The organism is Gluconacetobacter liquefaciens (genome assembly GCF_003350405.1).
GTDB lineage: Bacteria > Pseudomonadota > Alphaproteobacteria > Acetobacterales > Acetobacteraceae > Gluconacetobacter > Gluconacetobacter liquefaciens.
Map to the genome: position 1 here is coordinate 596,908 of NZ_QQAW01000001.1, position 25,994 is coordinate 622,901.

Consider the following 25,994-nt stretch of genomic DNA (forward strand, 5'->3'; position numbering starts at 1 on the left):
GCACCGGTGTGAAACCCGGCCACAAGCCGGCTTTCTGCGTCATCTTTATGTACTCTTACGGGATAGATATTTCCTGGAACGCAGCAGGATCTGCCACAGGACACGGCGCCCCCAAAGAGCAGCGCGGTTTGATGGGACGAACAATTGGGAGCGCAAGGCAATGAACCTCTGATGCTTGCGAATAAATGGTCGCATCCGGGCCTCGAACGTTTCCAGAGCCGCAGCAATATCGTGCGGACAAGCTGCTAGGGCTTCACCGAGCACCTGTCCGCCAATCATGCCGGCCGAAGCCCCCATGCCGGAATACAGGGTCAGGCACCAGGCTGAGTCCCCAAGGAGCAAGACACGGCCTTGCGACCAACGGGGCATTTTGACCATCTGAACGGAATCGAACAGGAAGTCGTCTGTTGACGCAAGATCCTCAAGGGCTCTGGAAATAATCCCGTCGCCATCCAGATCGGCGAAGATCCGCCGTAGCGTGGGAAGCGGGTTTTGTTTTGAAGCCTTCTCCGGATTCTTGGTCCGGTACGAAAACAACGCGGTTGAGGGCCGGTCCTCCAGCGGAAACACGGTCAGGGTGCGCTTTACGTCAGCAACCATGAGTCCATCCCCAGCCTTGAAGCCAATGACGGGGCGTGCCAGCGGAAAAGCGCATAGCATCGTTCCAATCGAGTGGAAAAATGCCTTGTCCGGGCCGAAGACCAGTTTACGGACGGTTGAACGAACTCCGTCAGCGCCGATGACAAGGTCATAGGTTTCCGTCGTTTCCTGACCATCATCGTTTCGGAATGTCACCTTGGCCTGCGTGACGCCATTGACGATGACCACAGGGACAGTGCCGAATCGCACCTCTATCTTGTCTTCAAGTCCGTGCCAGAGAGCCTCCTCAATATCGCCTCGCAGTAAGGCAATCGGAGCATTCGTCTCCTGCGTCAGATCGGCAATCCGCCTGCGCGTCCCGTCCTTGCGAACATCCCAGAACTGGATGTGTTCGGGTGTCCGCTTTTCCATGACATCCAGCACACCCAGGGCCGCAGCGGCGTTCTTGCCCTCATCGCGCAGACCGATGAAGTAGCCGCCTTTCCGCCGCTCTGGGGCTCGCTCGATAATCACAGGTGTCCAGCCGTGACGCTTCAATGCGATGGCAGCGGACATGCCACCAATACCGAGACCTACGATCAGTGCGCGCTGTGTCATATACCGGATTTCCAATGGAGGTGGCTTTCTCCATCTGAACATTGCATAGATCAAAGGGAGCATCAATCTGAACGATGTTCATATTGATGAAAAAGAGGACTGCATGAGCGTGAAAGCACGGGACAGCTATCATCACGGCGATCTGAAAACAGCGCTGATCGTGGCGTCGGAGGAGATCATTCGAGCGGAAGGTGTTGAAGGATTTACATTGAGGAAGGCTGCCCGGTCCGCTGGCGTCTCTCCCGGAGCACCTTCACATCATTTCAGCGGCACGAAAGGGCTTCTAACGGCTGTGGCAATCCGGGTCTTCAAACATCTGGGAGCCGAACTGAATGTCCTCCCGTCGTCTGGCGTACCGGCTCAGGACCTTCGGACGCAGGCGTTGGGGTACGTAAAATTTGCTGCGCGTAATCCCGGACTGTTCCGCCTGATCTGCCGCGTCGACCTGATCGACTTCAAAGATCCTGACCTGATGCAGGCCTCCTTTGAGGCGATGACATCATATGGACATGCCGCTGCCGCCTATTTTGGGCACGAACCACCAGAGCTGAGCAAACGTGTCTTTCGTCCACATATGGCCAGTGCAACGGCAACCGCTCATGGACTGGCGCATATGGTGATAGAAGGACGGCCTGCGCTCTTTTTGGATACACCAGATCCAGTGGCTACCTTTATTGAGACGATGCTTCCATCGATTCTGATGGCAACATGGCCGGATTGATGCGTTGAGCATGCGTAAGCTTGCCGTCCGTGACAGCGGCGTTTGTCGTTTCCGCCATGTAGCATTCCAAGCAGGATGGCTATCCAGCTCATTGCGGACTACATGAAAGAGTGCAGGCAGTTTGCTGGAAAATGCTCACCTGGCTGATGATGTCCGCTTCCCGAAAAGCACCCCACGGTCTCCATGTCTTCGATAAAGGCGAAAGAAGCCACGTCCGGAAAGGACAAGACAATCCTCAGTTCGCCTTCGACGGATCATCCCCAGGGTTGACGTAAGTCATGCCGAAAGGCCCAACACCGGAAATCTCCATGATAACCGACGCATCCGCCGTTCGCAGGGCGTGCGGGGTTTCCCTGGGCAGATGGACGAATCCCCCCGCCGCGAGTTCGTGCGCCTGTGCGCCGGTAAAGCTCTTGCCAATGTAATGGGTGAAATGGCCGGCCAGAACGGTTAAGGTCTCGTCCATGTTATGGGTATGCGGCGCGATCTGCGCATGGGCCGGCATCTTCACCCGGATGACGAACGGCCCAGGTTGGGCCACATTCCCGTAAACATAGGCAATTTCGATCCCCTTCGGAAAATCCGCTGGCGCGGCCTGCCATCTGACATCCTGCTGCGTCAGAACGATCGGCCTGTCCTCAGCGCGTGCGCCCGGCTCGACAGTCGCGAACCCGGCAGTCACCAGCAAGGCAAGAAAAGGAATTTTCAACATCGTGCTCTCCCCCCAAAGCATGGCCGCCAACCCCTTCCAGCCCATCCTGCCCTTGCTAAAACGTCGCCGGGTCCGGCCCGATGCGACCATCCGCCCGATCCAGACCTGCAATCCGCTGCATGTCCTCCGCATCCAGGGCAAAATCGAAGACTGAAATATTCTCCTCGATCCGCTTTGGCGTGACCGATTTGGGAATAACGATCAGCCCGTTGTCGAGATGCCAGCGAATGACCGCCTGCGCCGGCGTCTTGCCGTATTTCCGGCCGATCTCCGCAATCACAGGGTCTTCCAGCACCTGCCCCTGCCCAAGCGGGCTCCAGGATTCGGTCCTGATGCCGTGTTTTTCATGAAAGGCGCGCAGCGCGCGCTGCTGGAAACGCGGATGCAGTTCGATCTGATTGACGGCCGGCACCACGCCCGTCGCCGCGATGACGCGGTCCAGATCTTCAGGGCGAAAATTCGAAACACCGATCGACCGCACCCGCCCGTCTTTCTGGAGCGCCACCATCGCCTTCCACGTCTCGACAAACCTGCCTTCGGCGGCCCGCGGCCAGTGGATCAGATACAGGTCCAGCACTTCGCGGCGCAGCTTGCGCAGGCTGGTCTCGAACGCGCGCATTGTCGCGTCATACCCCTGGTCATCGTTCCAGAGCTTGGTCGTGACATAAATGCCAGGGTGATCCGCCAGCCCGTCGCCCACCCCCTCTTCGTTTTTGTAGATCGCCGCCGTATCCACGGCCAGATATCCCGTATCGGCCGCATAGCGCACGATATCGGCCGTCTCGGCTGCCGGCGTCCGCCATACGCCCAGGCCCAGTTGCGGCATCGTCGTACCGTCATTGAGCGGGATACGCGGCTGCGTGCCTTTTCCAGGCCGGGAGTCGGGATTGTTCATTATCCGTTTCTTTCAATCATGCGCTTTACGGTCACTGACGCCGCAAAGCCGCACAGGTTGCCTCAGAGCCATGACCGATGGCGGCACCGGGTAGAAGGGAAGGCGCTTCATTTTCTTAAAATGCCAAGTGCTTCCATTTGCTTTCAGAATCCCCATCCGCCGGCTTGCCTCAAGGGATCGTGTAGAAAAAAAACCGTTCCCCCCTTGCCCGGCAGATAACCGTGCCGACCTACACTCTCGTGGTCCAACCAACAGGAGGCCATCATGGCAAATCCAACGGACAGATTCACCACCGACCGAATCGACGAGACCCACGAACTCATCGCCTCCGACAAGGTCGAGGGCACGGCGGTCTATTCCCCGGCCCAGGAAAAGCTGGGAACGATCAACCACTTCATGGTCGATAAACAGACCGGCCATGTCGCCTATGCCGTCATGAGTTTCGGCGGCTTTCTCGGAATGGGCAACAGCTACCACCCCCTCCCGTGGAAGGCCCTGACATACAACACGAATCTTCAGGGATACGTCGTCGATCTGACGCCGGACCAGTTGAAGAGCGCGCCCAGCTACACATCGGAATCCATGCCGAACTGGAGCGACGACCTGTATACGCATCAGGTCGATGACTACTACGAAGGCAGGATCGGGCGTTAAAACGCCCTCGATCGTCACCGATCAGTATCTCGGCGTGGCAGGGGGACCAAACCCTCTGCCACGTCGTTATAATGTTTACCGACGATGCCCCGGCAGTTCGAGCAGGCCGATCATCGCCGGCTCCGCTCCTCGGGTTGCCAACAATGCGGTCAACGCCGGCTTGGATCGCCGATCAGGAACAGGCGGGTCTGCCGCTTCCACGCGAAATACTGTCCGGCGTGACGGTCGATCACCGCCCAGTTCACACCGTCATCCGAAGCGACAAGCTTCCAGGCCGATGCCACCGCATTCGGATCATCCCCCGATGTCACCTATACCCCAGCGTGGCCACGCCGGAGGCAAACACCTCCTTCAGCCCTTCACCCCGCACCGGTCGTCGCGTTCTCGTCAAACCGTGCGCCAGGCCCGTCCGCAAGCATCTTTACCGCCCCAGATTGGCGTCTCATTCTCACAAATCCTGCGAATCCGATCGAATGAGCACTCATTGGGCGGAATCGCGTTGGCAACCGACGCGCTTGCGACAAGGGCAGGCGTCAGGCTTCCGTGTCAGCTTCAGACAATCGCGCCTCCAGCGCGTCGATCTCGCTTTCCGCAAACACCAGCACGCCATGGGCGCGCAACAGCGCCGCCGTCACGCCTATGCCCTCATGCTTTCTGCCACGAAACGTCCCGTCATAAATGAAGACGCTGCCGCAGGACGGGCTGCCATCGGTCAGGATTGCAAACCGGCACCCGTGCTCCCGCGCCAGGGCCAACGCGGCCTCGGCCCCGGCAATATAGGGTGCCGACACATCCCCGCCATTGGTGTCGATCACGCAGGCCGTCCCCTCCAGCACCCCTTCGCCGGATTGCCCACGCGCAATTTCGGCCGGCGGACGCGGAACGCCGAAACCGCCGGAAAGCTCGGGGCAGACAACTACCAGCCGATCCTCCGCCTGCCACCGGTCCAGCGCCGGATGCGGGGCAGGTTTGGCCGCTCCGTCATAGCGCACAGGGTGGCCCACCAGGCAGGCACTGATCAGGATCTTCGACATCGCCATGACGCCTCCATACCATGGAAGCAGGCAGTCTCCCGCTGCTTTCCAAAAAAGAGGCAGAAAGACTTCCGATCTCGCATCACTTCATGTCAGGAATCCCGGAAATCGACTGATTAAAAAATGGGTTTCCAAAGGCACCGCCTTTGGCGGGTCCAGGGTGGAACCCTGGCCGTCCCACCGCCTCTGCCAACACCCGATACACCTTCTCGTCGTCCATCCGCGCCACGTTGAACCGCAGGCAATCGGCGGCAATCCCATCGGCGCTGAACAGATTCCCCGGCGCCAGGATCACACCCTGCGCCAGCGCCCGCCGTGCCACATCGGTCGCCTCCAGCCCCTCCGGCAGCCGGCACCAGAGAAACGGGCCGGAATCCGGCTCCACCGTCGGCCTTAGCCCCAGCCGTTTCAGCCGCGCCGTCACCTGTGCCCGGCACTGGTCCAGCCGGGCACGGACCTGCGCCACATGCCGCCGGTAGCCGCTGTCGGTCAGCACGGCATGGCAGATTCCGGCGGCCAGCCGTCCCGAGGCAATGGAACTGGCTACGCGCAGATCGACCAGCCCCTCCACCCAGTCCGGCCGCACGGCGATGTAACCGCAGCGGAAGGCGGCCGAAACCGTCTTGGAAAAACTGCCGATCCGCACCACCCGCTCCAGCCCGTCGAAGGTCGCCAGGCGCGCGGCGGGCGTCGCTTCGAAATCGGCGAAGATGTCGTCTTCCACCACGATGATGTCATGGGCTTCCGCCAGCCGTAGCACCCGGTGCGCCACCACGGGCGAAAGAACGGCACCGGTCGGATTGTGAATCGCGGCATTGGTAATATACAGGCGCGGCCGGCACGTCGCCGCCACACGGTCGAAGGCGGCAACATCCGGCCCGTCGGCCAGATAAGGCACACCGACCACCCGTACCTGATGCGCCCGCAGCAGCGCCAGAAAATTGAAATAGCACGGGTCATCCACCATCACGGTATCGCCCGGCCGCAGCAGGAAGCGGCAGATCAGGTCCAGCGCGTGCGAACCGGAATCCGTCGTCAGGATCTGCGCGGGCGAAACGCCGATATCCTGCTCCGCCATCCGGCGCGCCACATAGGTGCGGATCGGCGCATGCCCCAGCGGGCTGTCGTAATCGAACAGCATCTCCGCCGCCCCCTCCCGCGCCACGGTACGCAACGCCCGCCGTACCAGGTCCTCCGGCATCCAGGCAGCCGGCAGCCAGCCGCAGCCGGGCGACAGCGCCGCCGGGTCCTGCTCCAGCGACGCCCGCAACATGCCGATCGGATCGACCATCCGCGCCCCTTCCGATGTCGGCACGTCCAGCGACAGCGGGGCCAGCGGCGCCGCCACATAAAAGCCGGCACCGGGGCGCGAGCGGACCACCCCTTCGGCATGCAGCCGGTCATACGCCTCGACCACGGTGGATTTCGATACCCCCGCCGCCTCCGCCATGGCGCGGATCGAAGGCAGCCGCGCCCCCGGCGTCAGCAACCGCCGCTCGATCCGGTGCCGCACCAGCCCCATCACCTGCGCCACCCGCGTGCCGTCCGCCTGCTGCCCGTCCATCCGTACCGGTCTCCTGAACAATACAGTTTAGTGTAATTGTACCTGATCGTATCTGGAAATCCACGGCCACGTCCCGCATCACGAACCGGCACGCAAAGGACGGACCAATGCAGGACAGAACGACGGAAGGCTGGATCGCGGGCCTGATCGGCATGACGATCTTCAGCGGCTCGATGCCGGCCACCAAGCTGGCGATCGCGGGGTTCGACCCGCTGTTTCTCACCGCCGCCCGTGCCGCACTGGCCGGCCTTCTCGGGGCGGTGTGCCTGTGGCGATGCCGGGCCAGCGTCCCCGCACCGCGCGACCTGGTCGCCCTGGCCGTCGTCGCGCTCTGCGTGGTGCTCGGCTTCCCGCTGCTCAGCGCCCTGGCCTTGCAGGGCATGCCTTCCACCCGTTCCATCCTCTTTCTCGGCCTGCTGCCGCTGGCCACCGCGACCTTCGGCGTGCTGCGCGGGGGCGAGCGCCCATCGCCGGCCTTCTGGGCCTGGTCGGCGGCCGGCGCGGCCCTGGTCTGCGGCTTCGCCGCCCACCGGGGCGCGGCAGGGTCTCTGGGCGCGGATCTCACCATGATCCTGTCCGTCATCATCTGCGGGCTGGGTTACGCCGAGGGCGGCCGCCTGTCGCGCACTCTGGGCGGCCTGCGCGTCATCTGCTGGGCACTGGTGGTGGCCCTGCCGGTCTCGATCATCGGCGGTGTCATCACGGCCCCCGCCCATTGGGGCGGCATCGCACCCTCCGCATGGCTGGGGCTGGCCTATGTCACCGTGTTCTCGATGTTTCTCGGCTTCGTCTTCTGGTATCGCGGACTGGCGCTGGGCGGTATCGCGGCGGTCGGGCAGTTGCAGCTTCTCCAGCCCTTCCTCGCGTTCTTCCTCGCTTTCCTGGTGCTGCACGAGCCTGTCAGCAGCCAACTGGTGCTCACCGCGCTCGGCGTCGTGTTCTGCGTGATCGGCGCGCGGCATTTCTCGCCGACCGTGCGGGTGCCGGCCCGCTAGCCATAGCGGGGCTCTCCCCCGCGCCCCGCCAAAGCCAGAGGCTTTGACCACCCTTCATTTTAACGGGTGGCCGCGAAGCCGCGATGATAGATCGCGGTGCTCACAAGCCCGATCCCGCCGGCCAGCACAAAGGCAGGACCGAACGACCCGAACCGCGTGGCCAGAAGACCAGTCAGAATGGGGGCCATCGCGCCCCCCAGCGAGGCCCCGGTATTCTGGATCGCCTCCAGCGTCGCCACCCGGTCCTCGGTGGTGATCAGCGTGCCCAGCGTCCAGCCGCAGCTCACCGCGACCCCGTTGGCGAACAGCGCCAGCGCCAGCAGGATCAGGGCCGGCACGCGCGCCGGTTGCAGGGCCAGCAGGGCGGTCAGCACCGCACAGGCCAGCATGGACAGCACGACGGTCCGCCGGCAGGCCGCCAGCGGCGCCACCCCGCGCCGGCTGACCATATCCACCAGCTTCCCCCCGCCCAGGCAGCCCGCGAAGCTGAAGATCTGCGGAAAGGCGGACAGTAGGCCGGCCTGGATCACCGACAGGCTCTCCGTCTTCTCCAGCCACGCAGGCAGCCAGGTGATGTAGAGCGAACTCAGATACACCACCCCGGTAAACCCGGCCGTCGCCGCCCACGTATCGCGTCGCCCCAGCAGATAGCCCAGATCGTCGCGCAGGGCAGACCGCACAGGCGCCTTGTCATGATGCACCCGCACCGGCTCGGCGGCGGACTCGCCGGGCAGCGGATCGCGATAATAGACGATCCACCCGATAGCGAGCAGCAGGTTGACCACCCCCACCACCACCGACATGTCGCGCCAGCCCCACCATGCCATCACCGCCAGCAGCAGCGGGGGCGCCAGCGCCGGGCCCAGCGAGGCAGAGCCGTTGAACAGCCCGATCGCCCCGCCCCGTTCCTCGGGCGCATACCAATGCACCAGCACCCGTGTGCCGGCCAGAAACAGCGGCGCCTCGCCCAGGCCCAGAAGCGCGCGGGTCCAGAAAATGCTCGCCGCGCTATCGACAAGTCCAAAGGCGATTTCCGCGCACGAACACAGCACCAGCGCGGTGCCCAGAAACACCCGCCCGTCCAGGCGGTCCGCCAGCAGGCCCATCGGTACCTGGCTGATCATGTAGGTCCAGGCCAGTGCGGACAGCAGCCAGCCCATCGTGGCGTAGGACAGATGCATGTCCGCCATGATCGCGGTATTGCCGATGGAAAGGGTCGCCCGGTCGACATAATTGATACAACCGGCACCAACGAGCAGAAGAAGCGTGATGCGCTGGCGCGTACGGCGGTCGGAAGGCTGCATGGGAACCATAAAATCCTTGGTAAACCCTAACGGTTTCTTATCGTCAGCGCCGCCTGCCGCAACCAGCGGGAGACTTCGTGAGGCTGGATGCCCGACTGGCGGATCAGGCTGTCGAAATGGCGCTGCATCTGCTGGATGGTCGCCTGGTCGTTGAAGACGATATACTGGCTGCCGGCATAGATGGCCGCCCGCTGCGTACCGAAGATCGTATAGGGCACCGTATGCTGCCTGCGCCCGTCGAACAGAAAGATGCGCAGAGACGGATACAGCGCCTCCACCTGCTCCACCATATGCTCGATCTGGGCCCGGCGGATCGAAACCGGCAGCCCGTCCCACGGAAAAACACCGTCGATCAGGCTCGTGACCGTCTGGGTCGGCAGGCAGATTTCCATATCCGTGCCCGGCCCCCGGTTATAATCCAGCTTGCTGACGATCGTCTCGATCGCCTCGGGGTCGTCATGGCCCGGCCCCAGTTCCCACGCCACGATCTCGGACATACGCAGGATATCCGGCAGGCGATAGGGCACATAGCGGATCTTCATGCCCTCGGCCTCGGCATGCCACCGGGTCAGGAGGGGGATATTATAATAATCCGGATTATCGGCCACCTCCGTCGTGCGCCCGCCGGTCGCGCCGGCACTGTCCGTCATGCCCAGCAGCCAATCCACGGAGACGTTGTAGCGTCGGGCGATCCGCACCAGCGTATAGGCACGGGGCAGCCGCACGGCATCCTCGGCCAGCAACTGGCTCAATGCCGACCGATCGACCCCGATCTCCTCGGCAAAGGCAGAGCGGCTTCTCGAAGACGCCTGGATCAGCGACAACACGCGCTGCTGAAAAACCTGCGATATCAGGCGTTTGCTCATGGTGGTTTATTCACATCATAAATCGTGATATGCGTGACAAAAGTGAACATATTTTACAATACACTCATTGAAAAGGTTGTTTTGACGGTTACGAATGAGTTTTATGAGAGACGTTGAGTATAAAACGATAAGGCGCGGTAGTTTTTCCGCGCAGGCCATGGCGGAATGGCCCACATGGGCTGCCATCCTGCTCTGCTACACGGGCTGGCTCCTGCTCGGCGGCCTGCTCTACCCCGCGCATCCCGTTCTGGCGCTGGCGGGCATGGCCGTGATGGTGGCTTTCCATTCCTCGCTCCAGCACGAGGCCATCCACGGCCACCCCACACCGTCCGCCCTGTGCAACGAACTGCTGGTCGGCCTGTCGCTCGGTCTGGCCTATCCCTATCGCCGCTATCGCACGACGCACCTGCTGCACCACCGCGACGAAACGCTGACCGACCCGCACGGCGACCCCGAGAGCTATTACTGGGACCGCGAAAGCTGGTCGCAACTGGGCCGCGCCCGGCGCCTGCTGCTCACCGCCAACAATACGGTGCTGGGCCGCCTGCTGCTGGGGCCGCTGGTGGGCAGCCTGCGCTTCTTCCTGCACGATCTGCGCCATATCAGGGCAGGGGACCGCACGATCCGCCTGGCATGGGCCATCCACGCCCTCTCGGTTCTCGCGGTCGCCGCCATCGTCACGCGCGGCTTTCACATGCCGTTCTGGCTGTATGCGCTGGGCCCCGCCTATGCCGGCAACGCGCTGATCGGCCTGCGCTCCTATTGCGAGCACCAGTGGCACGAAACGCCCGACGGCCGGACGATCATCGTGGAACGATCGCTGCTGTCACTGCTGTTTCTCTACAACAACCTGCACGTCGTCCATCACGCCCGCCCCGGCGAACCCTGGTTCCGCATGCCCGGCCTCTACGCGCAGGACCGCGCAGGATGGCAGGCCCGCAACCGGGGCTACGTCTATCGCGGCTATCGCACCATCATCCGGCGGTATTTCCTGCGCCCCAAGGAACCCCTGCTGCACCCGGTCTCCCCGGGCGGACCCCGGCCATGAACTTCGTTGCCGCCCTGCCGATGTATGATCTTCCGGAGGAACGCGCGGCCGTCGACGCCGCCTGGCATCAACTGCGCGACGCACTGCGGCAGCGCGGTATCCCCGCCCCGCAAGACCTCGCCCGACGCAACGTGGATCTGCCGGCGGTGCCCGGCGGAATCAGAGATGCCTCGGGCACCCTTATCGCGCCCGATCCGGCAACGCTGCCGCCCGAGGCGTTCGATCTGCACGTTCTCTGGCGTCATCCGGCCCTGCTGCTCGGCGAAACCTGCTGGGGCCCGCTCGACCGGGGCCTGAAACCCTTCGTGCATGTCGTCGCCCAGAACAGCTACGACGGCCTGACGGGCGGCGACGGCCCCCTCTATCGCAGCGCGATCGTCGAACGCCGTCACGCAGGCGGCGCGGCCGACATATCCCCCGATCACGCCGCAGCCCCCATCCTGCCCCCATTGGCCGGGCGTCGCTTCGCCTTCAACGCGGCGGACTCCCGCTCCGGCTACCTGTCCTTGGTGCACGATCTGGCGGCACGCGGCGCGTCCATGGCGCTCTTCTCCCGCACGATCCAGACCGGCAGCCACCTGTCTTCCCTGCACCGGGTGGCACAAGGCGCGGCCGACCTGGCCGCGATCGACTGCCGAAGCTGGGCCTTGGCGCAGCGCCACCATCCGTCTCTCGCGGCCGGACTGCGCGTAACCGGCTGGACCAGCCCCTCCACCGGCCTGCCATTCATCTGCTCGGCATCCCTGCCGGAGGACGTCAGGCGCACCGTCGTGCAGGCAGCGCGATGTTGGCAGCCCGCCTCCCGCTGACCGTTTCCGCATGATCGTTGCTGTGCTGTTTGCGCGACACTTCCGGGGCCAATGATCCCGTCAGGGATTCAGGCCGGATCGCCGCCATGGCGTCGCGCGTTCCATCGGCCACGCAGAGATCCACGCTATTTTTCGCCTTTCAAAGAGTCTCACAATGACCCGACAGAAACTTGCACGTTCCACGATCCTGAGCGGCGTGATCATGATCCCCGCCTTCCTGCCGGGCCATGCGGCGAAGGCTGCCGACAGGCCCGCGCATGCCGCGCCCGGCCACCCGATTGCACACGTGCGGACACCCGCCGCCAAGGCGTCCCCTCCGCCGGCGGCACATGAAGAGATCGCGGTCTTCGGCCACGGTTCCACCCGGCAGATGACCAGCATCACCCGCACCATGATGCAGCAGAGCGTGCCCGGCACGTCCCCGCTCAAGGTCCTCAGCCAGCTTCCCGGCGTGGTGTACCAGTCGGCGGACCCGTTCGGCGCCTATGAATATTCAAGCCAGATCTTCATGCGCGGCTTCAGCCAGTCGCAACTCGGTTTCACGCTGGATGACATTCCGCTGGGCGACCAGCAGTTCAACAATTACAACGGCCTCAGCGTGACCCGTTCGATCATTTCCGACAATGTCGGCGGCGTCGATGTCTCGCAGGGCGCAGGCGCGATCGACGTCGCATCCACCAGCAATCTCGGCGGCGCCATCCAGATCCATTCCATCGACCCGTCCCACAGGCGCGGCGGCACGGTCAGCCAGACATTCGGCAGCAATGCCGCCATGCGCACTTATATCCGGCTGGAAAGCGGCGACCTCAACAAGACCGGCACCCGTTTCTACGTCTCCTACGCGCGCACCAACATGAATCTGTGGAAAGGCGGCGGTTACAATTATTCGGATCAGGTCAACGCCAAGCTCGTCCAGCCGCTGGCCCGCAATTCGTCGCTCAAGCTGTTCTTCGACTGGAGTTCGACGCAGCAATTCGACTATCAGGACATGACGACGAACTACCTGCACACGGTCGGCCCCAGACTGGCCAATTACTATCCCGACTACACAGCCGCCTACAGGGCCGCACAAGGCACCTATCCCGCGTCCTTCCTGGCCACCAACGACCCGTTCGACGCCGCCTATTACGCCGGCACGGCCAACCGCGTCGATTACCTGGGCGGCCTGACGCTGGACGAGAACCTGACCGACCGGCTGAACTGGAAAACCACCCTCTACGGCCACGCCGATACCGGCTACAGCACCTGGACCACGCCCTACATGCCCTCGCCGAACGGCGCGCCGCTGTCACAGCGTATCCAGACCCCGCAGGTCGCCCGCGGCGGCTTCCAGACGGCCCTCAGCTACACGATCGCCCGCAACACCATCAATGCCGGCGTCTGGTACGAATACGGAACTTTCAACGAAGGCCGCTATTTTACCGAAGCCCCCCTGCTGGGCGAAGGCACGCTGGGCAACCCCACAAACGGTTTCCCCGGCGACAAGGTCTTTGCCCATCCCTGGCAGGAAGCGTTCTCGTCCAACACCTTCGTCTTCCATCTTCAGGATACCTACCGCGTCACGGACACGCTGACGGTCAATGCCGGCTTCAAATCCATGATCGTCAACGCGGGCAACAACGTCTCCACGCAGGACCCGTCGATCAATGGCGGCCAAGTCGCGCAGGGGCGGCTGGAGGCCTCGAACGCCTTCCTGCCGCAACTCTCGGCCAACTGGCGTTTCCTGCCGCATAACGAACTGTTCTTCGACGTCTCGCACAACATGCGCAGCTTCCCCCAGGACGGCTACGGCACCAATGTCTCGGCCACGCCATGGACCGCCTCCCAGACCGCGTTCCAGAGCACGAAGAACGCGCTGCGTCCCGAAACCGACTGGGTGTACGAGGGCGGATACCGCTTCACCACGCCGCTGGTCAGCGCCCTGGCCTCGCTCTACCGCATCAATTTCTCCAATCGCCTGCAACTCATCACCAGCCGGGCGGGCATCAACCCCATCACGGCGGTGCAGAATGTCGGTGGCGTCACCACCAACGGCGCGGAAGCCAGCGTGACCATCCGCCCGCTGGACGGGCTGTCGATCTACAATTCCTTTTCCTACGCCCACTCGACCTACGATCAGAACGTCACGACCGGCGGCATCGTGCAGCCGATCCGGGGCAAACTGGTGCCGAATTATCCGCAATTCATGTACAAGGGGAATATCAGCTACCGCATCGGCCGTTTCACGGCGCATGTCGATGGCAGCTATCTGTCCAGCCGCCAGTTGACCTACACGAACGACCTGCACGTCCCCGGTTATTTCCTGGCCAATTTCGGCGCCCGTTATGATTTCGGTGCCGTCGGCTTCCTCAAGGGCGTCACGGCGAGTTTCAACATCTACAATCTGGCCAACAAGACCTACGTTGCCACCACAAACGAACTGGGCAACAATTTCGTGGACACCGGCTACAATTATTTCCTGATGGGCGCCCCGCGCCAGTTCTTCGGCACCATCAGCGCAAATTTCTGACAAGGAAAGACCCTGATCCGTTCAGGAAAATTACCTGTTTCAGTAACAGGCTCCCGAACGAATCAGGGTCTCCCGGTTCCCCTGCTCGAAGAGGCGCGGGTTCAGAACGGCGGTGCCGGCACATTCGCCCCCACAAAGGGTCCGACCACGATCAACTGGTTGGTCACCGACGTCACCCCCGGCGTGTTCTCCGCCGCTACCTGCGCCGCCGGTATCAGCCGCTCGTCGGTCACCGCACCGCTGAGGATAACGGCCCCGCGATAGGTTTCGACCTTGACCAGATCCCGCACCGAAGCCCCCAGCCCGCGTTCCAGCGACGCCTCGACCGCTTCGCGGATCATGGTGTCATCGGTGGCGTCGGGCGGTTCGGCGGCCAGGGGCAGCAGGGCACGCAGCACGTCTGCCCGGGCGAGGATGCCGATCACCCGTCCGTTCTCAATTACGGGCAGGCGCCGGACATGGCGGACGGCCATCATGTCGATGGCGTCGGACAGCCGGGCATCCGGCTCGATGGTCGCCGGCTGCTCGGTCATGACGTTGGCGACCTTGCGGCCGTGGGTATGCACATAGTCCTCAGCCCGCCGACCGGGCGAGAGGAACAGATCCTTCAGCCAGGAATGGGCACCGACGGTTCCCAGTTCATGCCGGCGCAACAGGTCGCCTTCGGTGACGATGCCGACCAGTTCGCCCTGCGCGGTGGTAACGGGCAACCCGCTAATTCTGCGCTCCAGCATCAACTGGATCGCGTCGGAGATGCCCTGCGTCGGTTCGACGCAGAACACCGGTGATGTCATGATGTCCCGGACTCTCATGGCGTGCAGCCTTTGCTAGAGACACACCGATGGTGGGCATGCTGCCCCGGCTCTGCAATCGCGGTCCGGATTTTGTGAACAGGCGCCCGTCCCGATCAGCCGAACCGTTCGCCCACCAGTTCCTCGCTCTCCGCCCACAGCGCCTCGGCCCGCGCCGGATCGACGGCATAAGCCCGCACGCCACCATCCATCAGCCCGCTCGTCGAGTCGTCGGGCACCACGGCGCTCACATGGCAATCCTCGCAATAATGGCCGCCGACAGCATCGGCATCCGCCACCACGCCGGCCCAGACCGAGGTCGCGGCCCCCTGCGGAATGGTCTTGAACTGGAAGGGCGGCTTGCCCTCGGCGGTGGCGCGTTCGTTGATCTGTGCCATCATGGCCTCGATCTCCCCGGCACCCATATGGCGCACCAGTTCCGTCATGATTCCGCCGGGATGCACGGCCGTCGCCCGTACGCCCCGTGCCCGATGCCGCGCATCGAACGCCACCGCGAACAGGATGTTGGCGGTCTTGGACCGCCCATAGGCCACGAACGGCTCATATGGCGTCCGCTCGAAATTCGGATCGTCCAGATCGACATCGGCAAAGCGATGGCCCGCCGAGGCCAGATTGACCAGCCGCGCACCGGATTTCATCAGCCCGGCAATCCGGTTGACCAGCACGAAATGCCCCAGATGATTGGTGCCGAACTGCGTCTCGAACCCGTCTTTGGTGTGGCCGAACGGCGTCGCCATCACGCCCGCATTGGCAATCACCAGGTCGAAGGGCAGGGCCTGCGTCTTCAGCGCATCGGCACAGGCGCGCACGCTGGCCAGGTCCGCCAGGTCCAGCGCGACCAGTTCCAGCGCCCCGCCGCCACGCGCCGCATCCGCACGCGCCTGTTCGGTCGCCCGTTGCGCCTTGTCCAGGTCGCGCGCAGTCCCCACCACATGCGCGCCATGGGCCGCCAGTGCGCGCGCCGTCTCGACCCCGAGCCCGGCCGAAACACCAGTCACCAGCACGCGCCGGCCCGCGAGGGAAACACCGGAAAGAACATCCTCGGTCGTGGACGTCGCGCCAAAATCCTGTGCCATCATTGGCCTCCAGCAGAAAAGGGAGTTATGTGGAAGCATGCTCCGCTTATTGATATGCGGAGCATTCCTCCGTTTAACAAGGGGCAGATGGGGTGGACGGAGAAAAAATATCGCGCCGCAAGCCGCGCAGCGACGGCCAGCGCAACCGGCAGCGCCTGCTGGATGTCGCAAAGGCCGCCTTCCACGCGGGCGAAACCGACATCCCGCTGGACGAGGTCGCCCGTCGTGCAGAGGTCGGAATCGGCACGCTCTACCGCCATTTCGCCAGCCGAGACGCTCTGATCGAGGCGATCTACCGCAACGAACTGGACCGCCTCGCCGTCGCCGCAGTAGACCTCGCCAACACGCATCCGCCGGTCGAGGCCCTGCGCGCATGGATGCTGCTGTTCGTGGACTACATCGCCGCCAAGCAGGTGATCGCGCCCGCCCTGAACGCGCTGGTGGGCGGCCCCACCGCGCTCTACGCGGCCTCGGCGGACGTCATCAAGGCCACCATCGACGCGCTGGTGGCGCGCGCGGTGCAAAGCGGCGACATCCGTCCCGACCTCGACCCGCTGGATTTCCTGCGCGCCCTGGTCGGCGTCTCCAACGTCGCGGCCGCCCCGGGCTGGGAAGCCAGCGCCCGGCGTCTTGTCGATATCCTCATCGCCGGTTCAAGGCCTCTTTCGCGTTGACGAAGTATAGAGTCATTTCTCACGGCGCCGATGTGGTCCCTGTGTCGGCACCGTCAGTGCGTCGGCCCTGACGCACGGAGAAAAAAATCCACCGACAATATTGCCGACCGAAACCGGTCGGTCGCAGTCTTGGCCAGGACGAATTGATACAGGTGTACACGAATACAGACATATTTCTCACTTGCAACCTGACCGTATATGTTTATTTTCCGAGTAGCCAACGCTTCAAATAAAAGTTTGATACCGAATTTAATCATAACTTAAGTATTTGGATCGCGACCGGACTGGTCGCGGGCAATCCCATCTGTATACTGATGCAGCAATGTATCATCCGACTAACCGATCCCGTCTCCGAGACGCCACCCATTCCCGCCACGTCATTCTCGACACCCTCGTCGGCAGGATAGACAGCGCCGCTGCCTATCTTGCCTATCTGTCCGGGATCGCAGCATTCCGCATCAGCGCCGAACAGGCCCTTCAGGCCGGCCCATGGCCCGACATTCTCCAGGGCTGGCAGCCGCAGCGTCTCACGCCTTTCCTCATGCAGGATCTCGCCGACCTGGCACTTCCCCCTCCGCCCCCGATCGCCATGCCGCCGCTCGAAACCGCCCCCGCTACGGCGGGCATGCTCTATGTGCTCGAGGGCTCCTCACTCGGTGCGCGCATTCTGGTCAGACAGGCTGCGGATCAGGGCTTCACGGCAACCCACGGCGCACGCCATCTGGCCGCTCAGGCCGATCGTCATTCCCCGTGGAAGGATTTTGTCAGCCGTCTCGACCAGCTACCCGCCGGATCGTGCGCGGCAGACCGCGCCGCCATGTAGACATTCGATTCCGCCATCCTCGCGATGCAATCCGTCGCGCCCTCTCAGATTCAGAAAAAACCATGACAAAGCAGGACATCAAGCCGATCGTCTTCGGCCAGGCGGACCTGACGAACTGCGATCGCGAACCCATCCACATCCCCGCCAGCATTCAGCCTGCGGGATGCATGATGGTATTCGCCGGGTCCGGCCCCGAACTCGTCGCATTTTCTCAAAATGCCGCCGATTTCCTGCAATGTCCTCCGCTGCATCACGGCATGACACTGGAACAGTGTGTCGGACACGCCGCCTCCCTCATCCGCGCCCTGGCCGATAACGGCAATACGACCTACCCGGAAATCGCCTTCAATGTCGCCTTTCCCGGCGACCGGCGGTGTGACGTCGCGGTCCACCGGTCGCGCGACAGCATCATCGTGGAGTGCGAGCCCGCCACTCCGGAGCAGATGCACGCCCGCCTCGTCGTGAAACAGCGCAAGCTCCTCGAATGCGCGCGCGATCCGCAGGACAAGATGTCGCTCCTGCGCGAGGTCGCCGCGTCGATCCGCCAGATGTTCGGCTATGACCGGGTGATGGTGTACCGCTTCGCCCCCGACTGGTCCGGCCAGGTCATTGTCGAAGACCGCCGCGACGATCTGGAAAGTTTTCTCGGCCAGCATTTCCCCAGCAGCGATATCCCCGCCCAGGCCCGGGAACTCTACCGGCGCTCGCTCATCCGCGTGATCGGCGACGCCCATTACCAGCCCGTACCGATGGTCGAACAGCCGGGTGCCGCGCCGCTTGACATGTCCTTCATGCATCTGCGCGCCGTCTCTCCCATCCATTGCGAATATCTCATCAATATGGGGGTCCACGCCTCCATGTCGGTCTCCCTGATCGTCGATGGCAGGCTCTGGGGCCTCATCGCCTGCCACCATTACAGCCCGCGTTCCCTGTTCATGGCAGAGCGGATCGCCGCGAAAATGATCGGCGAATTCATCGGCTTGCAGGTCGTCGCCCTCCACCGCTCGCGTCGTCTCAGGCTCGCGCAGGCCGCACAGCGCTTTCTGTCGCGGTTCCTGGACGATACGTCCGGGATGACGGACCTGCTGCCCCGCGCCCGGAAATACCTCGTCGAACTACCGGGTCTCATTTCCTGCGACGGCAGCGGCGTCCTCAGCGGACAGCGATGGATTTCGGTCGGGCGGGCCTTGCCGGAAGCCGATGTCCGCACTCTCGTCGCCCACGCGGGCACCGCCACCAGCAACCAGCTCTGGCACAGCGACTGCCTGACACGGGACTGTCCGGCCCTGCCGCCGTCGGATCTCTGCGGTGCCCTGATCATTCCCTTCTTTCCCGAAAAGGAAGACTGCCTGGTTCTTTTCCGGCGCGAATGGGCGCACACGGTGGTATGGGGCGGCGACCCCGAAAAGACCTACAGCACCGGCCCCCACGGCATCCGCCTGACGCCGCGCCGCAGCTTCGAAATCTGGACCGAGGAGGTCAGGCAGCATTCCGCCTCCTGGTCGGCGGATAATGTCGAGGTTGCGGGGCTGTTCCGTTCGGCCCTGATGGAAGTTGCTGCCCGATCCAACTGGATGAAGCTGCAGGAAACCCTCATTGCGGACAGAACCCAGCGCATTCTCAATGACGAACTCAATCACCGCGTCAAGAATGTGTTGTCCGTTGTCCGCTCGCTCGTCGCGCGCCTGCCCCCGCGTCAGGACAGCGTGGCCGACTACCGCAGGACGATCCAGGGCCGCATCAAGGCCCTGGCCCATGCGCACGACCTTGCCATCGGCGCCTCGGCCGATATGTCCCTCCATAACCTGCTGGCTACGGAACTCGCTCCCTATGCGTCGGGCGAAGGCAAGATCGCCCTGAGCGGCCCAGATATCCGTCTGACCGAACGCGCGTTGACCCTGCTCGCCCTGCTGTTCCACGAACTGACGACCAACGCCGTCAAATACGGCGCACTTTCCATCCCGTCAGGCCGAGTGACCGTACGCTGGACGCATGATGCCGCATCGGGCATCTGCACGATCCACTGGGCAGAACGAGACGGCCCCCCCGTCCAGGCACCGGACCGCTCCGGCTTCGGCAGCCTGCTGATCGATCGCGCTGTCAGCCACGATCTGCAGGGCACCGCCCGGCGTCGTTTCGACCCGGAAGGCGTCACGGTGGATATAAGCCTGCCCGCCGCCGCCATCATGCGCGACGCGCCGCTCGCCAACCGGAAGGCATCCACCCCGAAAGAGACCCCTCCCGAACCGTCGCCCCGCCCGGAAGACCTGCTGCGCGGCAGGAATATCCTGATCCTGGAAGATGAATTTCTGATCGCGGCCGATCTGGAGATGACGCTTCTGTCCGATCTCGAAGCCGATGTCTTCCTCGCGCCGGATATCCAGACGGCCGAGAACCTGCTGAAGACACAGAAGATCGACTGCGCGATCCTCGATATGAACGTGCAGGGCCTCAGTTCCGCACCTGTCGCCGGCCTCCTGACAGAGAAGGGCATCCCGTTTCTCTTCGCAACGGGCTACGGCAGCGAAAAACTTGCGACGCCGTCGTTCACCGGCGTGCCGATCCTGCACAAGCCCTACACTCCGACCGAGGCCATCGCCGCCCTCGCCACCCTGGTGATGGGGCGCACCTAAAACGCCGCGCGCAACACCGCCTTGCCGTCATGGGGCCCGGAAAACCAGGCCCCTCATCGCGCGGCGCGTGTCGGGGCGGGCAGGGCGTCATGCCCAGCCACGTCCCGATTGTAGCCTGTCCCCCGCAGGCGTGCCTCCAGGGAGAGGCGGCGCCTGCCGAACCAGAGAACGAGACCGCTCACCAGTACCCCGATCGTGCCGAGGTCCAGCAGCGCCCAGATCACCTTCAGCGGCGCCGCACCATAATCGCCGAAATGCAGAGGGCGCGATAGCTCCACGGCGCGCAGATACCACGGCATCCGCACCACCACCGCCACTGCACCGGTTCGGGCATCGACCAGGATCGGCGTGAAAAGCCGACTGGTCAGCGGCGTCGTGCCTTTCGCCCACATGGCATAGTGATAAGGCGTCCCGAAACGGGAGCCGGGGAAGATGGTGCTGATCACGCGCCGTCCCGGTACAGCGGCCTGCGCGGCGCGAAATGCCGCATCCAGCGACGTCAGTTCGGCTGGCGCGACGGCGGCCCGCCCCTGCCAGGGGCGCAGCATGGCCTGCACGTCCGACGCCTGCCACAGCGCGAACAAGGGGGTGGAGAATTCGTTCATCACGCCCGTCAGTCCGATCATCCCCATCCACACGGTCAGGACGATCCCCAGCAGGTTATGCAGGTCCAGCCAGCGCAGGCGCGCGGCTCGCCTGGTACGGACGGTGCCGAACCGCAGCCGCCGCATGAACGGTCCGTAAAGCACCACTCCGGACACGACCGCCAGTACAAAAACCACTCCCACCAGCGCGAGGAAAAGCGTGCCCCCCAGCCCGGTAAGCAACGTTCCGTGCAGATGCAGAATTACGGTCAGGAAGCCCGCGCCCATGGCGGCCGGGGCGCTGCTGTCGCGCAGCACCGCCCCGGTATGGGCATCGAATTTCATGGTATGACCGGTGGCGGGACGGGTGTTATAGCGCTCCCACGACGGAGCAAGGCCGACCACCACCTGCGGTTCGTCATCATCCACGAAAACGGACGTGACGACATCGTGCGGATAATGCCGCCGCGCCACCGCCAGCAGACGATCCAGCGGCACTGGCGGCGTATCGGAGGCGACCTGTGCATAAGGCCGCGAATCATCGACCCAGGCCCCGATCTCTTCGTGAAAGACCAGCGGCAGCCCGGTCACGCAGATCACCAGCAGAAACAGCGTGCATAGCAGGCTGGTCCATTTATGAACCAGAAACCACGCCCTCAGGTTCCGGGTCGCCATGCTCACCACCGGACCCGGATCGACCCCAGCGCCATCCGTCCCATCGACCAGGTGCAGTTGCCGGTATTGCAGATGGCGACCCGCCGGTTGGCGATATTGTTGACGTTGAGCTGCGCCGTGACGGGGCCGAACGTCTTCCGCAGATTGATGTCGAACAGCGTCAGCGCGTCATTGTGCTGCGTATTGGCGACATCCGCCCAGTTCTTGTCGGTAAAGCGCACGCCCCCGCCGATCCCGAGATCCCTGAACATGCCGCCCGGCACGGTGTACATCAGGAACAGTGACGCCGCGTTCTTCGGCACGGCGACCGGGACCTTGCCCTGCGCCGTGTTGCTGCGCATGTTCTTCGCCTCGGTATAGGTATATTGCGCCATCGCGCTCAACCCGTTGCCCAGCGACATCACGCCCTCGATTTCAGCACCGCGCGAACGCACCTCGCCAGTCTGGATGCTGTAGCGGACATTGTCCAGATCGGTCGTCAGCACGTTCTTCTCGTGCAGGTCATACACATCCGCGGTGATGGAGCCGTTGAAATCGTGCGGCTGGTATTTCACGCCCAGTTCATACTGGTCCCCCCGCGTCGGTGCGAAAGCCCGCGTACCACGCGCGGGCGACGTCGTGCCCGATGTCGGCAAAAAGGATGTCGAATAGCTGAAATAGGGCGCAACCCCGCTGTCGAACAGATACAGCAGCGAGGCACGCCCGGTAAAGGCACGCGGATTGTTGGTGGTCGTCACCCCCGTCAGTTGATTGCGCGAACTGGTGGCCACGATGTCCTCGCGCCCGCCCAGCAGCACATGCCACCGGTTCCAGACCAGTTGCTCCTGCCCGTACAGGCCCACCTGGTCGATCGTCTGGTACGTGTGCGACTGGGTCGTCAGGTTCCCGATCGCAACCTGCCCATAGACCGGATGGGTCAGGCTGCGCGGCATCAGCGTGGCGAAGGTATCGTTGCCCTCGCTATATGCGCTGTCCAGACGTTGCCTGAAATAATCGACGCCGAACAGAAACGTATGCTTCACCGGTCCGGTATAGAAACGGAACTGCGCCTGGTTGTCGATGTTCGTGCCTTCCAGGCGTTCCCGCCAGCGCCCGCTATACAGCCCGATTTCCGTCGGACCCAGTACCGCCCCGGCGTCCGTAAACTCGCCATCGAAAAACACCCGCCCATAGCGCAGGTTCTGCCGAAGGGTGACAACATCGTTTACCCGATGCTCCAGCTTGTATCCGAAATAATATTGCTGCTGGCGCAGGGCATCGAACGCGGGATCGCCCAGCCGCACATGCGTCAGGCCCTGGACCGATCGGTAGTAATACGGCCACATCGGATAAAGGTTTTTCTGATATTCTCCAAACAGCGTCAGACTCGTCCGCGCCCCCAGCCTTATCGTCAGCGAGGGGGCGATGGCAATGCGGTTGTCCTTGGTCTGCGGCACCTGCGTATCGCTGTCGCGCACCAGGCCGGTTATCCGGCCGCGATAGAGGCCCTGTGCATCCAGTGCCCCGCCAAGGTCGAACTCGCCCTGGAAGCGATTCCAGTTGCCCAGCACCATCGTCACCTCCCGCGTCGGCGTCGCCGTCGGCAGCTTGCTGACGAAATTGACCAGGCCGCCCGGATTGTTCGATCCATAAAGAACCGATGTCGGGCCACGAAATACCTCGATCCGCTCGGCCTCGTAAGGCTCGCTGCGAAACTGCGCGAAAGAGCCGTTGGCGAAGCGCATGCCGTCGCGATAATTGCCATAGGTACTGGCCCCGAACCCACGCAGCATGAACTGGTCATAGCGTGAATCGAACCCGTAGGGCTGGCTCTGCACGCCCGACGTATAGGCCAGCACCTGCGAGACGCTCTGCGCCCCGGTATCGACGATGAAATCGCGCGACAGGACCGAAACCGACTGCGCCGTCTCGATCAGCGGCGTATCGGTCTTGGTGCCGGTATTGCTGACATGCGCCACATAGCCCCGCACCGGCCCCGTCGCCGTTTCCGCCAGCCCGCGCCCGCCGCGAAGAGGGGCCGTGCCGCCCACACGCACCGGCGCCAGCGTGATGGTGGCGGAATCCCGGCCCAGCGTCACGACATTCCCGGTCTGCCGGGCGGTCAGGCCAGTCCCGCCGAGCAACCGTGACAGCGCCTGCGCGGCCGTCATCTGCCCGGTCACACCGGGGGAGGAGAGCCCACGTACGACGGACGTCTCCACCGAAACCTGCCGGCCGGCCTGCGCCCCGAACGCCGTCAGCGCCCGGTCCAGCGGCCCCGCCGGAATCGAAAAGCGCCTTACCGGCTCGCCGGTCCCGCCCTGCGCGGGCAACGCCGCCTGCGCCAGGGCAGGGGAAAGACCGACCACCGGTGCCAGCGCGGAGCCCGCCAGCAGAAGCGCGGCCAGCAGCGTTCGCTGGATTTCATCATGCCTGTTCAGCCGCACCACCATCGTCCCTTGCCTTGTCAAAACCAGCAGGGGCGCCGCACGTCATGCGACTGCATCGCAGTTTCATCCCCTGCCTGAAGAACGGATGCCGGAAGAATTTTTTCCGTTCTTTTTTGGCAGCCCGTCACCGAGGGGAAGGGAAGGTCACGCAATCAGCGGCTTGAGATCACCACCAGCCAGGGCGTGACACGCCGCACCATCATGCCCTCATGGGCCTGTGCCAACGCCCCCAGCGCGCCGACCGGGTCGCGCAGGTCATACACGCCCGTCACATGACGGGCGGCGAAACGGGCATTGGCCAGAATGATGATGCCGCTGAAATACGGGCGGAACTGGTCGACGACTTCGGAAACGGGCCGATCACTGACGATCAATTGCCCGCGCCGCCACGCCGCGATCTCGCTTTCGGTGGCCTCGCCCCGCTGGACGCCGCCGGACCAGCCGATCCGTGCCCACTGGCCTGCCCCCAGCCGTTCGGACACAGGCGGCGCTGCGCCCCCTTCCGCCTGTACCGCACCATGCGCCACGGCAATGTCGGTGCTGCCCTCGCCGAACGCGACTTCGAATCCGGTGCCCAGATCGGTGGTGCGCACCCCATGGGCCTCCACGACGAACGGATGGGCACCGTCATGCGTCACCTCGAAGAACGCCCGTCCCTTCAGCAGCCGGACCCGTCGTACTCCCCCGCTATACTGCACGGCAATCGCGCTGCCCGGACCAAGCGCCACGTCCGTGCCATCGGCCAGCCGCACCGACCGCTCCTGCCCGGTGCCCGTGGCGTAGTCGGCCTGCCACCACAGCGTCAGGCGGGGCACCGCCACCAGCGCCAGGCACGCCGCAAGCGCGCAGGCGGCCCCATAGGCGGGCAGCCTGCGCAGCGCCATGGCCCGCCGGGAGGGCAGGGGGGCCACGCTGTCGGCCACATCCCGCGCCTCGAACACCCGCACGGCTGCGCCATCCTGGGCCGAGGCCGGGCCGATCAGGTCATAGGCGCGTGCGCTCTCGGTCCAGGCCGCCCTGTTCGCCGGATGGGCGGAAAGCCACCGGGCGAAGCGCGCGCGCAACGCCGCATCGTCCGGTTCATCTTCAAGGAAGATGAGCCAGTCCGTCGCTTCCCGTGCTGCCCGTTCCTCTTCGCTTTCCGCGCCGCGTGCCATGCCTCGACCGATATCAAACGTCCCGCGCGCCTTGCGTACCGCGCAGGGACAAGCTGGTCCCTCTTACAGGTAACGAAACCTGACGGGATTTTTTCTATGGAAAACCATAAAGTGGAAAAGCCATGTGCCGGAAGGCCATGCCAGAGGATCACCCGGGCGATTTCAGGCGGCGGCGGCAATGCGCCACGCCCTCGGCAATCAGCGTGTGGGTGCGCGTCACGGAAATCCCCAGCCGTTCCGCCACCTCCCGCGTCTTCAGTCCTTCCAGGCGATGCAGTTCCACCGCGCGCCGTGTCCGCTGCGGCAACTCCGCCAGCGCCTCCTGCACGATCGCCAGTTGCTGCCGATGCAGAATCTCCGCTTCCGGTGCCGGCCGGTCGTCCGGCCGCGAAAGCGTTGTTTCGGGCGTCGATGCGGCAACCAGATAGCGGCCGCGGCTGACCTGCGCGCGATGCCCGTCCACCACGATATTGCGCACGATCCGGAACAGATAGCGCAGCGGCTCCCTCAGCGCACCGGGGTCGGCAGCCCCCGAAAAGCGGATCCAGGCTTCCTGCACCACATCCTCGCTCTGCGCGGCGCTGCCCAGCATCGTCGTGGCATAATCCACCAGCCGCTGCCGATGGGTCATGAACAGGTCAAGATTATCCTTCTCACTGCCCACGCATGCCATCCAATCCGCAAGACGACCCGCCATCAGGCCATCCGGCCAGAACTAAGAACAATTCTCAGGTGTCGCTACGCCAAGGCATGGCCGAATGCAAGCGGAATGGAAACCGGACTGCCCCGCATGTATTGCGATTAATTATCAATTCCTATAGCA

23 protein-coding genes are annotated in these 25,994 nt (G+C 63.8%); 9 read left to right on the forward strand and 14 right to left on the reverse strand.

Going from position 1 to position 25,994, the window contains the following annotated elements; all coding sequences use genetic code 11:
* Window positions 1–45: 45 nt before the first annotated feature.
* Window positions 46–1,197, reverse strand: coding sequence for an FAD-dependent monooxygenase (locus tag C7453_RS02680; protein ID WP_170143085.1), 1,152 nt, complete (start codon window positions 1,195–1,197; stop codon window positions 46–48).
* Between the two features lie 103 nt (window positions 1,198–1,300).
* Between C7453_RS02680 and C7453_RS18825 the strand changes: the two genes are divergently transcribed.
* A complete protein-coding gene (locus tag C7453_RS18825; RefSeq protein WP_170143086.1) occupies window positions 1,301–1,918 on the forward strand; it encodes a TetR/AcrR family transcriptional regulator in 618 nt (205 codons plus the stop codon).
* 235 nt (window positions 1,919–2,153) lie between these two features.
* Here C7453_RS18825 and C7453_RS02690 read toward each other — a convergent pair whose 3' ends face one another.
* Together C7453_RS02690 and C7453_RS02695 are read right to left on the reverse strand one after the other, a co-directional pair.
* On the reverse strand, window positions 2,154–2,630 hold the full coding sequence (locus C7453_RS02690) for a cupin domain-containing protein (RefSeq protein WP_170143087.1): 477 nt from the start codon (window positions 2,628–2,630) through the stop codon (window positions 2,154–2,156).
* A gap of 55 nt (window positions 2,631–2,685) precedes the next feature.
* Window positions 2,686–3,525 carry an aldo/keto reductase gene (locus C7453_RS02695; RefSeq protein ID WP_114725731.1) on the reverse strand — a complete coding sequence of 280 codons (840 nt, stop codon included), beginning with the start codon at window positions 3,523–3,525 and terminating at the stop codon, window positions 2,686–2,688.
* A gap of 264 nt (window positions 3,526–3,789) precedes the next feature.
* Here C7453_RS02695 and C7453_RS02700 point away from each other — a divergent pair, with 264 nt between their 5' ends.
* Window positions 3,790–4,179 (forward strand): PRC-barrel domain-containing protein, encoded by a 390-nt coding sequence (locus C7453_RS02700; protein ID WP_114725733.1) that lies wholly within the window; start codon window positions 3,790–3,792, stop codon window positions 4,177–4,179.
* A gap of 149 nt (window positions 4,180–4,328) precedes the next feature.
* On the opposite strand, the gene C7453_RS18830 is transcribed toward C7453_RS02700, so the two are convergent.
* From C7453_RS18830 to C7453_RS02710, 3 genes are all read right to left on the reverse strand, one after another.
* Window positions 4,329–4,490: a hypothetical protein gene (locus tag C7453_RS18830; protein ID WP_170143088.1), complete on the reverse strand. Its 162-nt coding sequence runs from the start codon at window positions 4,488–4,490 to the stop codon at window positions 4,329–4,331.
* A gap of 222 nt (window positions 4,491–4,712) precedes the next feature.
* Entirely contained in the window at window positions 4,713–5,219 is a 507-nt protein-coding gene (locus C7453_RS02705; protein WP_245948720.1) for a DUF523 domain-containing protein, read from the reverse strand.
* Between the two features lie 76 nt (window positions 5,220–5,295).
* Window positions 5,296–6,777: an aminotransferase-like domain-containing protein gene (locus C7453_RS02710; protein ID WP_114725735.1), complete on the reverse strand. Its 1,482-nt coding sequence runs from the start codon at window positions 6,775–6,777 to the stop codon at window positions 5,296–5,298.
* Between the two features lie 107 nt (window positions 6,778–6,884).
* Here C7453_RS02710 and C7453_RS02715 point away from each other — a divergent pair, with 107 nt between their 5' ends.
* Window positions 6,885–7,772: a DMT family transporter gene (locus C7453_RS02715; RefSeq protein ID WP_114725737.1), complete on the forward strand. Its 888-nt coding sequence runs from the start codon at window positions 6,885–6,887 to the stop codon at window positions 7,770–7,772.
* Window positions 7,773–7,831: 59 nt separating this feature from the next.
* On the opposite strand, the gene C7453_RS02720 is transcribed toward C7453_RS02715, so the two are convergent.
* Both C7453_RS02720 and C7453_RS02725 read right to left on the reverse strand, forming a co-directional pair.
* Window positions 7,832–9,076: an MFS transporter gene (locus C7453_RS02720; RefSeq protein ID WP_170143089.1), complete on the reverse strand. Its 1,245-nt coding sequence runs from the start codon at window positions 9,074–9,076 to the stop codon at window positions 7,832–7,834.
* Between the two features lie 26 nt (window positions 9,077–9,102).
* Window positions 9,103–9,942 carry a helix-turn-helix domain-containing protein gene (locus C7453_RS02725; protein ID WP_114725741.1) on the reverse strand — a complete coding sequence of 280 codons (840 nt, stop codon included), beginning with the start codon at window positions 9,940–9,942 and terminating at the stop codon, window positions 9,103–9,105.
* Between the two features lie 103 nt (window positions 9,943–10,045).
* Between C7453_RS02725 and C7453_RS02730 the strand changes: the two genes are divergently transcribed.
* The 3 genes from C7453_RS02730 to C7453_RS02740 all read left to right on the forward strand — a co-directional run bounded on the left by C7453_RS02730 (window position 10,046) and on the right by C7453_RS02740 (window position 14,308).
* Complete coding sequence (locus C7453_RS02730; protein ID WP_114725743.1) at window positions 10,046–10,990, forward strand: fatty acid desaturase; 945 nt, start codon at window positions 10,046–10,048, stop codon at window positions 10,988–10,990.
* Window positions 10,987–11,799 (forward strand): phosphate/phosphite/phosphonate ABC transporter substrate-binding protein, encoded by an 813-nt coding sequence (locus C7453_RS02735; RefSeq protein ID WP_114725745.1) that lies wholly within the window; start codon window positions 10,987–10,989, stop codon window positions 11,797–11,799. The genes C7453_RS02730 and C7453_RS02735 overlap by 4 nt, the downstream gene beginning before the upstream one ends.
* Before the next feature lie 154 nt (window positions 11,800–11,953).
* Window positions 11,954–14,308, forward strand: coding sequence for a TonB-dependent receptor (locus tag C7453_RS02740; protein ID WP_245948722.1), 2,355 nt, complete (start codon window positions 11,954–11,956; stop codon window positions 14,306–14,308).
* Window positions 14,309–14,409: 101 nt separating this feature from the next.
* Here the strand turns inward: C7453_RS02740 and C7453_RS02745 are convergent, their stop codons facing one another.
* Together C7453_RS02745 and C7453_RS02750 are read right to left on the reverse strand one after the other, a co-directional pair.
* Entirely contained in the window at window positions 14,410–15,102 is a 693-nt protein-coding gene (locus tag C7453_RS02745; RefSeq protein WP_245948724.1) for a CBS domain-containing protein, read from the reverse strand.
* A 113-nt stretch (window positions 15,103–15,215) separates the two neighbouring features.
* Entirely contained in the window at window positions 15,216–16,196 is a 981-nt protein-coding gene (locus C7453_RS02750; protein WP_114726107.1) for an SDR family NAD(P)-dependent oxidoreductase, read from the reverse strand.
* Between the two features lie 92 nt (window positions 16,197–16,288).
* Between C7453_RS02750 and C7453_RS02755 the strand changes: the two genes are divergently transcribed.
* The 3 genes from C7453_RS02755 to C7453_RS02760 all read left to right on the forward strand — a co-directional run bounded on the left by C7453_RS02755 (window position 16,289) and on the right by C7453_RS02760 (window position 20,326).
* Entirely contained in the window at window positions 16,289–16,870 is a 582-nt protein-coding gene (locus tag C7453_RS02755; protein WP_114725774.1) for a TetR/AcrR family transcriptional regulator, read from the forward strand.
* 322 nt (window positions 16,871–17,192) lie between these two features.
* A complete protein-coding gene (locus tag C7453_RS18835) occupies window positions 17,193–17,693 on the forward strand; it encodes a biliverdin-producing heme oxygenase (RefSeq protein ID WP_170143090.1) in 501 nt (166 codons plus the stop codon).
* A 62-nt stretch (window positions 17,694–17,755) separates the two neighbouring features.
* Window positions 17,756–20,326: an HWE histidine kinase domain-containing protein gene (locus tag C7453_RS02760; RefSeq protein WP_170143091.1), complete on the forward strand. Its 2,571-nt coding sequence runs from the start codon at window positions 17,756–17,758 to the stop codon at window positions 20,324–20,326.
* Window positions 20,327–20,379: 53 nt separating this feature from the next.
* On the opposite strand, the gene C7453_RS02765 is transcribed toward C7453_RS02760, so the two are convergent.
* The 4 genes from C7453_RS02765 to C7453_RS02780 all read right to left on the reverse strand — a co-directional run bounded on the left by C7453_RS02765 (window position 20,380) and on the right by C7453_RS02780 (window position 25,868).
* On the reverse strand, window positions 20,380–21,585 hold the full coding sequence (locus C7453_RS02765) for a PepSY-associated TM helix domain-containing protein (RefSeq protein ID WP_114725778.1): 1,206 nt from the start codon (window positions 21,583–21,585) through the stop codon (window positions 20,380–20,382).
* Window positions 21,586–21,587: 2 nt separating this feature from the next.
* On the reverse strand, window positions 21,588–24,017 hold the full coding sequence (locus C7453_RS02770) for a TonB-dependent siderophore receptor (protein ID WP_114725780.1): 2,430 nt from the start codon (window positions 24,015–24,017) through the stop codon (window positions 21,588–21,590).
* Window positions 24,018–24,166: 149 nt separating this feature from the next.
* On the reverse strand, window positions 24,167–25,171 hold the full coding sequence (locus tag C7453_RS02775) for a FecR family protein (RefSeq protein WP_114725782.1): 1,005 nt from the start codon (window positions 25,169–25,171) through the stop codon (window positions 24,167–24,169).
* 148 nt (window positions 25,172–25,319) lie between these two features.
* A complete protein-coding gene (locus C7453_RS02780; protein ID WP_114725784.1) occupies window positions 25,320–25,868 on the reverse strand; it encodes a sigma-70 family RNA polymerase sigma factor in 549 nt (182 codons plus the stop codon).
* Window positions 25,869–25,994 lie beyond the last annotated feature (126 nt).

Bases quoted from the DNA above. Each gene is read 5' to 3' on its own strand.
- C7453_RS18825 (WP_170143086.1), top strand. From the start codon at position 1,301: ATGAGCGTGAAAGCACGGGACAGCTATCATCACGGCGATCTGAAAACA.
- C7453_RS02735 (WP_114725745.1), top strand. From the start codon at position 10,987: ATGAACTTCGTTGCCGCCCTGCCGATGTATGATCTTCCGGAGGAACGC.
- C7453_RS02740 (WP_245948722.1), top strand. From the start codon at position 11,954: ATGACCCGACAGAAACTTGCACGTTCCACGATCCTGAGCGGCGTGATC.
- C7453_RS02780 (WP_114725784.1), bottom strand. From the start codon at position 25,868: ATGGCGGGTCGTCTTGCGGATTGGATGGCATGCGTGGGCAGTGAGAAG.
- C7453_RS02715 (WP_114725737.1), top strand. From the start codon at position 6,885: ATGCAGGACAGAACGACGGAAGGCTGGATCGCGGGCCTGATCGGCATG.
- C7453_RS02680 (WP_170143085.1), bottom strand. From the start codon at position 1,197: ATGACACAGCGCGCACTGATCGTAGGTCTCGGTATTGGTGGCATGTCC.
- C7453_RS02725 (WP_114725741.1), bottom strand. From the start codon at position 9,942: ATGAGCAAACGCCTGATATCGCAGGTTTTTCAGCAGCGCGTGTTGTCG.
- C7453_RS02705 (WP_245948720.1), bottom strand. From the start codon at position 5,219: ATGGCGATGTCGAAGATCCTGATCAGTGCCTGCCTGGTGGGCCACCCT.
- C7453_RS02695 (WP_114725731.1), bottom strand. From the start codon at position 3,525: ATGAACAATCCCGACTCCCGGCCTGGAAAAGGCACGCAGCCGCGTATC.
- C7453_RS02770 (WP_114725780.1), bottom strand. From the start codon at position 24,017: ATGGTGGTGCGGCTGAACAGGCATGATGAAATCCAGCGAACGCTGCTG.
- C7453_RS02730 (WP_114725743.1), top strand. From the start codon at position 10,046: ATGAGAGACGTTGAGTATAAAACGATAAGGCGCGGTAGTTTTTCCGCG.
- C7453_RS02700 (WP_114725733.1), top strand. From the start codon at position 3,790: ATGGCAAATCCAACGGACAGATTCACCACCGACCGAATCGACGAGACC.
- C7453_RS18835 (WP_170143090.1), top strand. From the start codon at position 17,193: ATGTATCATCCGACTAACCGATCCCGTCTCCGAGACGCCACCCATTCC.
- C7453_RS02720 (WP_170143089.1), bottom strand. From the start codon at position 9,076: ATGCAGCCTTCCGACCGCCGTACGCGCCAGCGCATCACGCTTCTTCTG.
- C7453_RS02765 (WP_114725778.1), bottom strand. From the start codon at position 21,585: ATGGCGACCCGGAACCTGAGGGCGTGGTTTCTGGTTCATAAATGGACC.
- C7453_RS02690 (WP_170143087.1), bottom strand. From the start codon at position 2,630: ATGTTGAAAATTCCTTTTCTTGCCTTGCTGGTGACTGCCGGGTTCGCG.
- C7453_RS02760 (WP_170143091.1), top strand. From the start codon at position 17,756: ATGACAAAGCAGGACATCAAGCCGATCGTCTTCGGCCAGGCGGACCTG.
- C7453_RS02750 (WP_114726107.1), bottom strand. From the start codon at position 16,196: ATGGCACAGGATTTTGGCGCGACGTCCACGACCGAGGATGTTCTTTCC.
- C7453_RS02745 (WP_245948724.1), bottom strand. From the start codon at position 15,102: ATGACATCACCGGTGTTCTGCGTCGAACCGACGCAGGGCATCTCCGAC.
- C7453_RS02710 (WP_114725735.1), bottom strand. From the start codon at position 6,777: ATGGACGGGCAGCAGGCGGACGGCACGCGGGTGGCGCAGGTGATGGGG.
- C7453_RS02775 (WP_114725782.1), bottom strand. From the start codon at position 25,171: ATGGCACGCGGCGCGGAAAGCGAAGAGGAACGGGCAGCACGGGAAGCG.